General features: G+C 45.5%; 14 protein-coding genes and 1 pseudogene. 9 read left to right on the top strand and 6 right to left on the bottom strand.

What is annotated here, in order from left to right; translation table 11 throughout:
• Positions 1-186 precede the first annotated feature (186 nt).
• Positions 187-1,320 carry a hypothetical protein gene (locus CUJ83_RS03965; protein WP_230740846.1) on the top strand — a complete coding sequence of 378 codons (1,134 nt, stop codon included), beginning with the start codon at positions 187-189 and terminating at the stop codon, positions 1,318-1,320.
• A gap of 89 nt (positions 1,321-1,409) precedes the next feature.
• Here the strand turns inward: CUJ83_RS03965 and CUJ83_RS03970 are convergent, their stop codons facing one another.
• Positions 1,410-1,862 carry a flavodoxin domain-containing protein gene (locus tag CUJ83_RS03970; protein ID WP_230740847.1) on the bottom strand — a complete coding sequence of 151 codons (453 nt, stop codon included), beginning with the start codon at positions 1,860-1,862 and terminating at the stop codon, positions 1,410-1,412.
• A 226-nt stretch (positions 1,863-2,088) separates the two neighbouring features.
• Between CUJ83_RS03970 and CUJ83_RS03975 the strand changes: the two genes are divergently transcribed.
• Complete coding sequence (locus CUJ83_RS03975; protein ID WP_230740849.1) at positions 2,089-2,775, top strand: bacteriorhodopsin; 687 nt, start codon at positions 2,089-2,091, stop codon at positions 2,773-2,775.
• A gap of 152 nt (positions 2,776-2,927) precedes the next feature.
• Here CUJ83_RS03975 and CUJ83_RS03980 read toward each other — a convergent pair whose 3' ends face one another.
• Positions 2,928-3,392, bottom strand: coding sequence for a flavodoxin family protein (locus CUJ83_RS03980; protein ID WP_230740851.1), 465 nt, complete (start codon positions 3,390-3,392; stop codon positions 2,928-2,930).
• A 252-nt stretch (positions 3,393-3,644) separates the two neighbouring features.
• On the opposite strand from CUJ83_RS03980, the pseudogene CUJ83_RS15870 reads away from it, so the two are divergent.
• Positions 3,645-3,815 (top strand): annotated as a pseudogene (locus tag CUJ83_RS15870) (MM0924 family protein); the annotation flags it as partial.
• 273 nt (positions 3,816-4,088) lie between these two features.
• On the opposite strand, the gene CUJ83_RS03990 reads toward CUJ83_RS15870, so the two are convergent.
• A complete protein-coding gene (locus tag CUJ83_RS03990; RefSeq protein WP_230740855.1) occupies positions 4,089-4,931 on the bottom strand; it encodes an EFR1 family ferrodoxin in 843 nt (280 codons plus the stop codon).
• A gap of 87 nt (positions 4,932-5,018) precedes the next feature.
• On the opposite strand from CUJ83_RS03990, the gene CUJ83_RS03995 reads away from it, so the two are divergent.
• The 4 genes from CUJ83_RS03995 to CUJ83_RS04010 all read left to right on the top strand — a co-directional run bounded on the left by CUJ83_RS03995 (position 5,019) and on the right by CUJ83_RS04010 (position 6,750).
• On the top strand, positions 5,019-5,516 hold the full coding sequence (locus tag CUJ83_RS03995; protein WP_230740857.1) for a GNAT family N-acetyltransferase: 498 nt from the start codon (positions 5,019-5,021) through the stop codon (positions 5,514-5,516).
• Positions 5,517-5,582: 66 nt separating this feature from the next.
• Complete coding sequence (locus tag CUJ83_RS04000) at positions 5,583-6,059, top strand: hypothetical protein (protein WP_230740858.1); 477 nt, start codon at positions 5,583-5,585, stop codon at positions 6,057-6,059.
• Between the two features lie 153 nt (positions 6,060-6,212).
• A complete protein-coding gene (locus CUJ83_RS04005) occupies positions 6,213-6,389 on the top strand; it encodes a hypothetical protein (RefSeq protein ID WP_230740861.1) in 177 nt (58 codons plus the stop codon).
• Positions 6,390-6,441: 52 nt separating this feature from the next.
• Positions 6,442-6,750: a YkgJ family cysteine cluster protein gene (locus tag CUJ83_RS04010; RefSeq protein ID WP_230740863.1), complete on the top strand. Its 309-nt coding sequence runs from the start codon at positions 6,442-6,444 to the stop codon at positions 6,748-6,750.
• On the opposite strand, the gene CUJ83_RS04015 is transcribed toward CUJ83_RS04010, so the two are convergent.
• Complete coding sequence (locus tag CUJ83_RS04015) at positions 6,747-7,982, bottom strand: Glu/Leu/Phe/Val family dehydrogenase (RefSeq protein WP_230740865.1); 1,236 nt, start codon at positions 7,980-7,982, stop codon at positions 6,747-6,749. The genes CUJ83_RS04010 and CUJ83_RS04015 overlap by 4 nt on opposite strands.
• 482 nt (positions 7,983-8,464) lie before the next feature.
• On the bottom strand, positions 8,465-9,130 hold the full coding sequence (locus CUJ83_RS04020; protein WP_230740867.1) for an HD domain-containing protein: 666 nt from the start codon (positions 9,128-9,130) through the stop codon (positions 8,465-8,467).
• Between the two features lie 183 nt (positions 9,131-9,313).
• Here CUJ83_RS04020 and CUJ83_RS04025 point away from each other — a divergent pair, with 183 nt between their 5' ends.
• Positions 9,314-10,159 (top strand): CheR family methyltransferase, encoded by an 846-nt coding sequence (locus CUJ83_RS04025; protein WP_230740869.1) that lies wholly within the window; start codon positions 9,314-9,316, stop codon positions 10,157-10,159.
• A gap of 63 nt (positions 10,160-10,222) precedes the next feature.
• The gene (gene thrC / locus CUJ83_RS04030; RefSeq protein ID WP_230740871.1) at positions 10,223-11,377 is read left to right on the top strand and encodes a threonine synthase; all 1,155 of its coding nucleotides are present in this window, start codon (positions 10,223-10,225) and stop codon (positions 11,375-11,377) included.
• Between the two features lie 593 nt (positions 11,378-11,970).
• On the opposite strand, the gene CUJ83_RS04035 is transcribed toward thrC, so the two are convergent.
• A complete protein-coding gene (locus tag CUJ83_RS04035; protein ID WP_230740873.1) occupies positions 11,971-12,405 on the bottom strand; it encodes a metal-dependent transcriptional regulator in 435 nt (144 codons plus the stop codon).
• Positions 12,406-12,483 lie beyond the last annotated feature (78 nt).

Genomic DNA, 12,483 nt, shown 5'->3' on the forward strand with positions numbered 1-12,483 from the left:
AGGAAAATAAGCCGGTCGAATGATATTGACACATACCGGTTCTCATATTATCAATTTTTATTAAAAAAATAGACATTAGATCACGGACATTACAGGCTTCTATTTATTATTTGTAATATATTTATATACTAGCTATTTTATAATTATCCTTAAATAAGCCATATAAATGACTGTGGGGCTGTTTAAATGGATAAGGCTAAACTAATTTTTGGACTGACTATCGTACTATCAATGATAATAGCCGGATGTACGGGACCTAAAGCGCCGCCTCCCGATATACAACCGGTGGATGATCAAATGGCCGGGGCCCGGGATGACTATAATACAAAGGTCTCTGCATTGAACAAGATGATAAATAACCTTAAGGAACAATCGCGTCCGGCCAATGTCACCATGGATGAGTATCGTTCATGGCTTGACGATTATGACAAGCTGATCGCCATTACCGAACAGCGATTCAATGATACGATAGCAGCAGGTGAAAGGTACGCAGAGTACCTGGACAATGAAAGCGTGGAATATAAAAGGATCATAAGCGACAGGGAGAAATTTGGGCAGGACATCAAGGCTCAGCGAAGCAATTATAACATCCTTGAAAGGTCCTATGATACCCGACTGGAGAAACAAGCGGCAACGGATGATTACATAGATAAAAGTAATATTGCCGATTCGAGGTTCAATGACCTGCTGGAGTATACAAGGTCGACAAGCCCCGCTAACATAGGCGAGTACAGGCAATTCATAGACGGCTTCAAACAGAGAAGCATAGATTATGAGTACAGCGCTAACCAGGCGATAGATGCAGGAATAAAGCTACAGCAATACTATGACCCTGAAAGCAGCGAATATGTTGAGATCTCCGACAGAGAGAAGGTCTACAGGAATAATATAAAGACGTGCTGGGAAACATACAACAGTTACCAGTCCAATTATGAAAAAAATGCCGCAGTGATGGGATCATATGCGACGAACAAGGAGATACAGGACATATATAACGACTATGTCGCGAAGTTAAACAGAGCGACCGCGTCAAAGAAAGAGCTTGACGAACAGAAAAATCCCATGGACATTCTTTCAAAGCTTGATAAAGAATGGATACAGGGATACGGTCAAAAAGTAGCGGCCTTTGTCTCCGACTGTAACGCGGCCATAGAAGCCGGAAGAAAATTACAGAAATACCTTGACCCTGAAGGCGGCGACTTTGAAAATATAGCCAAGAACGAGCAGGCCATGGTAGACAGCATGAACAAGTACCAGGAAGACTACAGGAAGATCGTGGCAACATATAATAATATGCATCCGCTTGACCCTGTCGAATGATACATTGATCGATACGGGTCATTGTCCGGGTTCATGGCCGGATCCATAGAAACGGTCCTGCAGCTTAAAACCCTGAACTGATGGGAATCTCAGGCATGTATCAGGGTTTTTGACCTTTTTATTTTTAATGCTACATCCTTGCCCAGTAACCTGCATCCGTCAGCCTCCTTTTCGGAAGGCCCGTACTGGATGCGTATTACCGGGTCTACCACTTTTATGCCGATCTTCCTCATCCTTTCAGCGATAAGTACAGGAGCTTCCCCGGTCCATCCGTAAGACCCGAAGGCTACGCCATATTTTCCGGTCACGTCCTCCTTGCCGAGCCGGTCCAGAAGTCTTTCTACCGGGGCCATCATATTATGATCGTATGTCGGAGACCCGATACCAATGGCATTCGCAGCCACTATGTCTTCTATCCTCGCGTCACAAAGATCCATAGCGATAACGTCGACATCCTCCGAGCGAGCCCCGTCGATCACGGCATCCGCAATAGCCTTTGTATTACCGGACATGCTCAGGTACAATAGCACGAATTTGGCCATAGTTATACCATAAAAATAGTTTAAAAATAAAAATATGACCCGGCATTAGAGCATATCCCTAAACAGGATTAAAACATTTAAGATGATATATGCCTGAACCATTTTATCGTTCACACTGCAGTAAGCCGAATATACGCGGACGTGAAGCCAGAGTATGATATGCATACAAATGCATAGGAAATAATTATATAATAAATCAGTAAATAAATTAATTTAGGGAAACTACATGGCCGGCGAAGAGATAATAGTATTTTGGGCAGGAGCTGTTGTATTTGCCATTGCTGCGATAGGGTTCACATTACTTGAGAGCAGGATAAAGACGGATAAATGGCCATTCAGGGATGAGGCTTTTGTTTCTTTCATTACGGTCATATCATATGTCATCATGGCGAATGGCATACTGACAGTGACAGCCCCTAACGGACAGCCGATATACTGGACCAGGTGGCTTTTCTACATAGGAAGCTGTGTTATACTGGCCACTGAAGTTGCCCGGATCGGAGGTAAACTGCGCGGGGAGACGCTGGAAGTAGCCATCCTCACAGGCATAGTGATGTTCTGCGGATTTTTGGCAAGCTATTTTACCACTCCCGAACGGTGGTATTATTTTGCCCTGAGCTCGGCAGCATATATCGGCCTGTTGATGTCGCTAGTACGCTGGAGAGCGGCGGACCAGAGATACAGGAAGCCGATCGTCGGGTTCATTATGGCTATGTGGTCGCTGTTCCCGGTTGTTTGGATACTGGCCCCGACAGGGTTTGGTGTGATCTCACCATTCACCGAAGCAATACTATATGGCATCCTTGACCTCGTCACAAAGATAGGGTTCGGCCTGTTCGTTGTGTACAGGATCAAGAACGTGTTCGCGACACAAGAAAGGAGAGAGCCCGTTAAAGCTGTGCCGGCCAGATAATATGGCATTGTAAAAGATAATATCGGCCGGAGATCTGGATAAAATTTTTAATTAATAGTACTGATCAGGAAAAATGAAAATTATTTTTAGATCCGGAACAGGGCAGACAATGACAAAATGTCAGAGCTATGGCGGCCGATGGCATGTTATTGTTAAAATTTTTTCGCGAACGATTCCACTTTTTTAAGGTATTCATCGTTATTAATGTCCTTTTCCAGTATCCTTAACATATCAATATACCTTGCGCCGCATTTCTCTAATTGTTCTTTTATACGGACCGACGCTTTTTGCTGCTTGCCTCCGCCGGACGTTATCAGTATCGCGAACTTTTTTCCACGGACGTTCTCAAGCTTTGAAAGATATTCGTTTACAGCCGACGGAGTTTTCCCTGCCCATACCGGACAGCAGATGATTATACCGTCATAATCCTTGAGATCCGTGATACACGGCTTTATAGGGACTTTCTTTTCTTTAATGGCATAGTATGCCTTGAAAAGGTACCACCGGTCCTTTAAAGCTTCTATACGGGTGAGATCCGCACCGATTAATCTCTGTAAAGCTTCGGCTGCTTTAAGCGTATTGCCTGTGTAGGAATAACATGCCACCAGCATTTTCATGGAAAGACCATATTATGTTTATAGTTAATCACTAAAAAGTATTGTGTAGTAAATCAGCTTAATTGACATTGTCGTTAAATTTTTACCTCATTCTTTTTTGCAATGTCTCCGCGTGCAGGAACACTAAAACAATTAAAGATATGACTTTTGCAGTAAATCGGTATTATTTTTACAATGATCAGGAGTCCGCCTGCATCGTCCGGTAAATGACAATATTTATAATTCCATAATATAATAATCATTATGATGGTTATGGAAAATTTCATTACAGGACATTTATTGTGCCAGGAAGTTGACGTCTACTGTGGCGGCCAGGATAAGTTCACAGGGACGGTGGCGGGATGCGCCGACGGCGTGCTTACTCTTGAAACAGGTAAAGGGGTTTACACGCACGTAGCGATAGATAAGATCATAGCAATTTGGGGGAAAAAAGAAACGGTCCCGGCCGCAGCCGAATCTACAAAAGAGGTCAAGAAAGCCGTGAAAGCGGTTAAGGCTAAAAAGAAGGCTAAAAAATAAAATTTATCAGCAGTAACATCCTGCATGAAAACGACGTTATTTTTTTATTAAGCATTATAGGAAAGCGACAAAGAGCTTCGATGAACATTCCGGGTACTTTAGACCGGAAGTAAATCAGCCCCGCTGTATCCTTGTTTTATCATCCCTTTATCAGATCTTTGATGATGTTGAGCAGGATCACCGGTCAAAAAGCCCACGAACGTCATCGGGGTCTATATACCCTTTTAGCTGCCATGGGCCCCGGTAAAATTCCCGGTCTTTGCCTGCGCTCAGGTAAAGCGCTTTCGTCGGGCATGACTTAAAGCACCGGAAGCACAGTATACATTTGCCATTGTCTATGTGTGGACCGGTATCGTCGACATTGATAGCTTCCCCGGGACATGTTTTTTGACACTTTTTACATTTAATGCACTTATCCGGAGAAGTTCTAAACAACAGTCTCTTCAACAGGCCCATAGCAGGAGGCTCAAAAATATTTTTTACGATAGTAGAGGCCGTCGCGCCCAGAATGTGATCCTCATAATTTGCACAGCCTTCGCCCGAGCATATGACGGAGCCTACATCCTGTCCGAAAGAGTATATTCTCTTAATATCGTCTTTTTTCAGCGGGAATCTGCCGGAGAAAAGGTCTATAAGAAAAACGCCGTCCATCGCCCCAAAAAATTTAGTCTCAAGCGAGCCGATGATAGTTCCCCCTCGCTCTCCGACCGTCTTTTTCATAACGTCCATCGAGCCAAAGAATGCTTCCGAAGCGGTGGAGAATAAAAATACGCGTTTATCGGATAGATCGAATGATGATACAAATTTTTTTACAGGCTCCGTAAAGTTACCCGCATAGATGGGAGATCCTATCCCTATGACATCACAGCCTGACAGTATGCCTGCGTACTCCCCCGCCTCCTCAACCCGCACCATCAAAGGCTCAAGGCTGTACGAAGCGAGACCTCTGGATATTATCTCGGCAGTATATTTTGTATTGTTCGACGATGAGAAATATATTATAGGGATCATCTTGCTCATGACTAAAACTATCTCGGCGCTGACAATACTTAACCATTTTTACGATGCTCGAAAAGATTAAATCAGCATCATTGCTTTATGAGCATTATGAGCAAATACCTGGATATCCGCCCCGCGAAGACCCCGGACATTAATGCGATCAACGATATTTATAATCATTATGTCATTAATTCAATATGTACGTTCCAGACAGAACCCGAGACAGTCGAAAGCCGTACGGCATGGTTCGAAGCTCACGGCGAGAGATACCCGGTGTTCGTTGCTGAGATCGACGGGGAGGTCGTTGGATGGGCTTCGCTTTCTAAGTACCACCCGGGGTCATCTGCATGGCACACGGTAGAGGATTCCGTCTATATCAGGCATGACATGACGGGTAAAGGAATAGGAAAAGTATTGCTGATGAACCTCATACTTGAGGCACGTTGCCTGGGATACCACAGCATCATGGCAGGGATCGCATCTGATCAGATAGCGAGCTTAAAGCTGCACGAAGACTTCGGCTTTATGGAAGCAGGCCATCTTAGAGAGATCGGGTACAAGCTGGATAGGTGGATAGACGTGAAGCTATTACAGCTATTGCTCTAAAAAATCCGCTATAAAGGTTTTTAAAGTTTAAAATAATCTACGGCATTTTTTTATCCGGTGTAGAGGATGGCGAGATCATCAAAGGTTTTAGTAATATCGGTGCTTGCACTTATGCTATCGTGTATGTGTATGCAGGCATGTGCGCAAAAGGATAAGCTGATGACTGACATAGGTCAAAAGAAATATGATGCTTCGATCATGGGACAGAACTTACAGTCCACGGACAGCAGGCTGGCCGAGCGGCAGCAAAGCGTAGACCAGGGGCTGGATAAGCTGTCGGTTGAAGAAAAGAACAGGATCAAGCAGGACATACATAACACGGCAAATTACCTCTCAGGATGGAAGAAGGACGTCGCCAGACTGGAAAATGATTATGAGAAGCTATATCAGCGATCGAACGAGTACCAGCTGACTCCCGAGGAACAGGCCAGTGTGAACAGAGAAATGAGTGAGTTTAAGGCTAATATTGAGAAATTGAAAACGCACTTAAAGAACATACAGGACAAAATGGATCACATCGTTAAAAAGATAGGGGAAGCCTGAGCAAAACATGCCGCATATATTCCCCGGGTATTTTATTTTTAATTCATAATGTCGCATAATTATTGATCACCATTATTTTTGGTATTTTCAAATTGTTCATGAATAAACATTATATATTATCAAGGACAATCTAAGCATGGTGATCATACGGCAGTGGATACGAACTCACTCGCAGCGACCGCATTTTTACTCGGCGGGGCGCTGGTGGTATTTAACCTGAGCAACGGCTCGATATATGCCATGATCAAAGAGCTGTCCGCAGTAGCGGTTATCACCTTATGCATCTATCTGCTTGTAAAGTTCATTATCAAGATGGATAGCGCTAATTGAAACATTCTTTCTCGACGGGAAAATATTAGTCCAAAGCGGTGAATTCACTGATATGAGCGGTTGCACCCAGTGCGGGACATGTTGCCTGAAATATGGCATGAGACTTGAGGCTTCCGGCCAGGACATCGCTAAATGGATGTTCGACGGCAGGGAAGACATCCTCAGACATGTGCTGATCCGGTATGATGAAAAAGGTGAAGTATCCGAAGGCATCCTCTGGGTGGACGAGAACGGGAATAAGGTCGCTTCGTGCCCATTCTTAAGATCTACGGAAGATAAAAGATATTTTTGCGGCATACAGGATGCAAAGCCCGAAGTATGCTCATGGCATTTCTGCGAAAAATACTATCCATTCGATTAGATGGACCTCGCTTTTAATGCGCTGACGATATTGTTAACTCCCAGGATATATGCGGCAGTATACATATCCTTTTTATAATCCACGGATACATCGTGAACGTCCCTGAATGCCTTCTTCATTATAAGTTTAAGATTTCCCGATACCTGCGGGCCGCTCCATGCATATCCCTGTCTGCCTTGAGCCCACTCAAAATGGCTTACTACGACTCCGCCCCCGTTAGCCAGCACGTCAGGGATGACAAAAATACCCCTGTCGTTTAGTATTTCACTGGCCCTCTTATCTACAGGGCCGTTCGCAAGGGATAATACAGCCCGGGCATTGATGTCCGCAGCGTTCTTACCGGTTATCTGGTCTTCGGTCGCCGCCGGTACAAGGAAGTCTGTTTCAAGTTCCAGCAGCTCTTTATTTGTTATATCCCTGGCGTCTTTAAATCCAGTCACAGAGCCGGTCTTTGCTTTATGCTTGAACAGGGCGGGTATGTTCAGCCCGTCTTCCAGGTATACTCCCCCGGTTGAATCGCTGACCGCTACCACTTTCTTACCTTTTTCATAAAGTATACTTGCCAGGCTCCCGCCGACGTTTCCGAATCCCTGTATTGCGAAGCTCTTACATTTACAGTTATATAACCGCTCAGCCTCTTCCATGATGAATATGCCGCCCCATGCCACGGCCGTCTTCCTTCCTTTTATACCGCCCAGGACGACAGGCTTTCCGGTTATAACGGCAGGGACCGAATGTCCCGCCATCTTTTCATATTCGTCCAGCATCCACCCTATCGACTCTTCTGAGACGTTCATATCGGGAGCCGGAATATCCATATCAGGACCGATGACAGAGCTTATCGCCCTTATATAACCCCTGCATACACGCTCCAGCTCATTTCTTGACAGCTTTCCCGCATCGGACACTATCCCGCCTTTGGATCCGCCGTAAGGCAATCCCAGAATGGCGCATTTTAAGGACATCAGCATCGAAAGCGCCGTGACCTCCGCTTCGGACGACATCGGAGAGATCCTTATGCCACCCTTATACGGCCCCAGCGCGTTAGTGTGCTGTATGCGGAAAGCTTTAATGAAAGAGACATTACCGTCGTCCATAGAGACCGGATATTCCACTATCAGTTTTTTATCCGTACGCGACAGAAGACGCATATATTTTTCATCGATACCGCTTATCTCGCAGGACTCTCTTATCAGGTTAAGAGTGCTTGTCAGAAAATCAGGGGATTGCATGATGATCGGCTATTAAAAGGTTGGAAAGCATAAAGATAAAAGCCTTTCGGAAAAAAGAGAGCGAAAGCCGAAAAGATGCATTATTACCACAATGTGCACGAAGGCGAAAAAGGTACACTAAACTGTTAACCACGAAGCGCACAAAGGCGAAAAAGGACCACAAAGGACTTTTTTAGAAGATTATCATATACTAAAAAAATAGTGTACCTTTTTCGCCTTTGTGCGCTTCGTGGTGAAAAATGGTGGACCTTCGAGCCCTTAGAGCGCTTCGTGGTGAAAAACCGTATCCTTGGTTGCCTTTGTGATGGGCTTGATCAAAGATGAACTGACATACACATTAATAAAATCACGGGACAGAAGATTTAGTATACCTGATGATGCCATACAGCCCTTTCATTATAAACATTCTCTCGGAACAAACACTCGGATCATCAAGACAGCTTTTCGGAATACATTAAGCTGAAACCGAACGATGCTACGATCTAATATAATAACTTTATAAGCGCCAGCGCGATATTCCCGGCAATTTTTCCCTGTGACGCGATCAATACATCCCTCATCCGTATTTCCTCATCCTCAAGCCCGAACTCCCGGGCGAGGCTTAGATAGTAAGCGAATGCCCTGAACGCCCTGGAACGGCCCATCCTGCGGCCGGCAGGGGTCAGGAAGGAGCCCCGTCTCTCGATGCTTTCCATCCTCCTTATCGCCTCGTTCAAAGCCTGTTTTATGTCAAGGCGGTTTTCGCCCGCATATGTGAAGAACCTCGCGACACCAGTGTAACCATAGCCGTCGAGCTTATCGGCGTCAAAAATAGTTTTTTCTTCCGGCGATTCCGGGAATTCTAGTGATGAAGAGCTATGGCGCTCAATACACTTCACGACACGGCCGATAAAAACCGGATCGAACTTCCCGTCAAGCAATTTACGTACGTCTTCGCTGGAATCGAAGTGCTCATGTTCCGACCGGTCTGACCTGCCGATATCATGAAGCAGTGCAGCGACCGTGCATATGCGGATGTCCGCGGATACGGAAGGCGCTATGCTGTGACAATGGTCCGCGACACGGACTGCATGGCTAAAGTCATGGGAAGCAGAGCAATATTTGATCCTGGCTTCTTCATATACCGAATTTATTACCGGGTCGCTCATATATACGGCCATATTGAACACTTTTTTATCGCTTAATTGCATTGTGACCGTTCTTATATTTATTTTATCTTGACAGAGGGGCAGGCCTTATGACCCAAATGTAATTTCAAAATTGAAAAAACGCCTAACAGAAAGGCCGTGTTCCAATAAAGTATATATATGGAAGAAGCCAACCTTGTTTAGATGTCGGAAGTTATTGATCCGGAGCTTAGAATGCTTTTAAGGAAGGTCCATGATAGGACAGGGATCGACCTTTGCCAGTATAAGGACAACTATATCACAAGGAGAGTCTCAACAAGGCTAAAAGCCCTGAACGTATCTACATACAGGGAATATATGAAAGCCCTGGACACGATGCCGGGAGAATATGAAAAGATCGTAGATGCGTTCACGATAAACGTTTCGGAGTTCTTCAGGGATAAGGAGACCTTCAAAGTGATAATGCATACGGTCATTCCGTCTATCATCAATGAAAAGACCGTCCAGGGAAGAAAAATGATAAGGATATGGAGCGCCGGCTGCGCGTGCGGCGAAGAGGTACATTCCATATCGATGATACTGCATGAGCTGCTGGGGAGCAGCTATGATAAGTTCACCATCTCGCTCTATGCGACCGACATCGACGACGCATGCATGAAAAAGGCCAAGGACGGCGTATATGAAATGACGTCTTTCAGGAATGTAGATAAGGCGCTGCTGGAAAAATATACCGTGCCTTCCGAGAGCGGGAAGCTTGCATTGAAGCCGGAGATAAAGCGCAACATACATTATCGCCGGTATGACCTGATCAAAGGCGATAAGTTCGGCTCCTTCTTTGATCTTATCCTGTGCAGGAACGTGATGATATATTTCTCCGAAGAACAAAAAAAGAAGCTGTTGATGGATTTTTATAACTCCCTTTCCAGCAGCGGATATTTGGTCATAGGAAAGACGGAGACACTTGTCGGCGACTCAAGGAACCTGCTCGAAGTTGTGAATAACCAGGAGCGGATATACCGCAAACCATCGCCTGTAGACCGCAAGGTCTGATAAGACGCTTTTTACTATATTTTTATAGAAATATTTGTTTATCAATAACTCCAACTATAGTGTATGCGTGTTAAGTATCTCCAGTGCGTCAGGTGCGGTCGCAAGTACCCCCGGGAGGAGATACGGTATAGATGCGACTGTGGCGACAGTATCGAACTGGTCTATGATTATAGCGCCTATAAAGGAAAGGTGACCTGGGATATTTTAAGGCAAAGGACATTCTGCCACTGGCGATACCGGGAGTTTTACCCGCCCCTTAAAAGTTCCGGCATCATAACCATGCACGAGGGCGGCACAGCACTCATCAGGTCCAGGAACATCGCAAAGGATATCGGCTGCGGCGACCTGATGTTCAAGATGGAGAGCCTGAACCCTACCGGCTCTTTTAAGGACAGAGGGTCGACGATAGAGATATCGCAGGCATACGAATACGGGGCGAAAACCATTGTCTGCGCTTCGACCGGTAATATGGGAGCCAGCGTCGCGGCATACTGTGGGCGCGGTAATATCAAATGCACGATTTACGTGCCGGAAGACACGCCCCGCATCAAGCTTTTACAGATGGAGGCCCACGGGGCCAGGGTAGTCAGGGTGAAGGGAGACTATACGCTTGCGGCGAACCTTGCCAAGAAAGAATACGAAGAAAAAGGCGTCTACCTTGCCGGGGATTACCCGTACAGGAGCGAGGGCGAAAAATCCGTGGCTTTAGAGATAATGGACGTGCTTGACGGCGATCTGGACTACCTGGTCGTCCCCATGGGGAACGGAACTCTGCTTCACGGCATGTGGAAAGGTATAAAGGAGATGAAGCTTTTCGGGCTTATTGACAGGCTTCCGAAGATCCTGGGAGTCCAGGCTGAAGGCTGCAACACTATCGTAAGGTCATATTTTGAGAATAAAGACTCTATCGAGCCCGTTCACCCTGATACAAGAATGGACGCGATAGCCTGCGGAGATCCTCTCGACGGCCTGTGGGCATTACGCGCTTTAAAGGAATCCGGCGGCAGAGGGATCCTTGTGAGCGATGTGGACGCGCAGTGCGCTAAAGAGATGCTCGCCCGCGAGGAAGGGATATTCGCCGAAATATCGGGAGCTGCAAGCCTGGCGGGTTTTATAAAAGTACATAATGCCGGGTTGATACCTGAGGATGCCCGAGTGGTCGTACTGGTCACAGGACATGGGTTAAAAGAGCCGGAGTTTTTCGAGACCAGAATATGAGCCAGATTAAAAGTATAAGGAAGCTAAGTTGTGCACCCTGCTGATTCATAGTCATATTAAATCTTCTCTTTAACCACAAAGCGCACAAAGGCAAACAAGGAACACAAAACTGCCAACCACAAAGCGCACAAAGGCAAACAAGGAACACAAAACTGCCAACCACAAAGCGCACAAAGGCAAACAAGGAACACAAAGAACTTTTTTAGAAGATTATCATATATTAAAAAAAATTTGTGTACCTTACTCGCCTTCGTGCGCTTCGTGGTTAACAGTATAGTGTACCTTACTCGCCTTCGTGCGCTTCGTGGTTAACAGTATAGTGTACCTTACTCGCCTTCGTGCGCTTAGTGGTTAACAGTATAGTGTACCTTAATCGCCTTCGTGCGCTTAGTGGTTAACAAATTAGTGTACCTTAATCGCCTTTGTGCGCTTTGTGGTTAAAAATAGTGGACCTTCGAGACCTTAGAGCGCTTCGTGGTGAAAAAACCATGAACTCTAGCGACAGCATTTAATCGTGGAGATAAAAAGCGACAATATTTTCTTAATACATAAGCGGCGAATCAACGTGAAACACGATCATACGATCATATGCCTTAATTTTCCTCGGGGCAGCAGCAGCAAAAATCATGCTTTATGGCACCGCATACGCCCTCGTCCGGATGGCCCATAGAGTTGCAAATCTTATTTACGACTTCCTTTGACACGTAGCCTTCCAGCTTTGACGCCTCCTCGCACGCCTCCTTTGGCGTCAGGCCATAATTGGAGAGCATCAGCGCTATTAGCCTGTGCCTTCTCAGAAGGAATTCGGCATATTCTATCCCGCGAGATGTCAGGCGGACCCCCCTGTATGGAACGTGCTCAATAAGCCCCGTTCCCTCAAGCTCATTAATGGTCTTCGTGACTGTCGAAGGGTCGACGTCAAACTCGTTCGAAATATCTGTGGTCTTGACAGTCTCGCCCCTTCGTAGAATATATTTTAAGTACTCGATCTTTTTTGGGCTAAGCTCAAGTCCGTCGATATTTTTCATAAATTATGGTACGAAGATAATAAATAAATAAGTTTTGGGTACACCCCAAATTTTACCTTAGAAGCCGTTTATTAGAGT

It is taken from the genome of Methanooceanicella nereidis (assembly GCF_021023085.1).
GTDB classification, from domain to species: Archaea; Halobacteriota; Methanocellia; order Methanocellales; family Methanocellaceae; genus Methanooceanicella; species Methanooceanicella nereidis.

What these genes read in the sequence shown, in the direction of transcription:
- CUJ83_RS04035 (WP_230740873.1), bottom strand. Translation starts at nt 12,405, where the DNA reads ATGAAAAATATCGACGGACTTGAGCTTAGCCCAAAAAAGATCGAGTAC.
- CUJ83_RS03970 (WP_230740847.1), bottom strand. Translation starts at nt 1,862, where the DNA reads ATGGCCAAATTCGTGCTATTGTACCTGAGCATGTCCGGTAATACAAAG.
- CUJ83_RS03990 (WP_230740855.1), bottom strand. Translation starts at nt 4,931, where the DNA reads ATGAGCAAGATGATCCCTATAATATATTTCTCATCGTCGAACAATACA.
- CUJ83_RS04010 (WP_230740863.1), top strand. Translation starts at nt 6,442, where the DNA reads ATGAGCGGTTGCACCCAGTGCGGGACATGTTGCCTGAAATATGGCATG.
- CUJ83_RS04025 (WP_230740869.1), top strand. Translation starts at nt 9,314, where the DNA reads ATGTCGGAAGTTATTGATCCGGAGCTTAGAATGCTTTTAAGGAAGGTC.
- thrC (WP_230740871.1), top strand. Translation starts at nt 10,223, where the DNA reads ATGCGTGTTAAGTATCTCCAGTGCGTCAGGTGCGGTCGCAAGTACCCC.
- CUJ83_RS03975 (WP_230740849.1), top strand. Translation starts at nt 2,089, where the DNA reads ATGGCCGGCGAAGAGATAATAGTATTTTGGGCAGGAGCTGTTGTATTT.
- CUJ83_RS03965 (WP_230740846.1), top strand. Translation starts at nt 187, where the DNA reads ATGGATAAGGCTAAACTAATTTTTGGACTGACTATCGTACTATCAATG.
- CUJ83_RS04020 (WP_230740867.1), bottom strand. Translation starts at nt 9,130, where the DNA reads ATGAGCGACCCGGTAATAAATTCGGTATATGAAGAAGCCAGGATCAAA.
- CUJ83_RS03995 (WP_230740857.1), top strand. Translation starts at nt 5,019, where the DNA reads ATGAGCAAATACCTGGATATCCGCCCCGCGAAGACCCCGGACATTAAT.
- CUJ83_RS03980 (WP_230740851.1), bottom strand. Translation starts at nt 3,392, where the DNA reads ATGAAAATGCTGGTGGCATGTTATTCCTACACAGGCAATACGCTTAAA.
- CUJ83_RS04000 (WP_230740858.1), top strand. Translation starts at nt 5,583, where the DNA reads ATGGCGAGATCATCAAAGGTTTTAGTAATATCGGTGCTTGCACTTATG.
- CUJ83_RS04015 (WP_230740865.1), bottom strand. Translation starts at nt 7,982, where the DNA reads ATGCAATCCCCTGATTTTCTGACAAGCACTCTTAACCTGATAAGAGAG.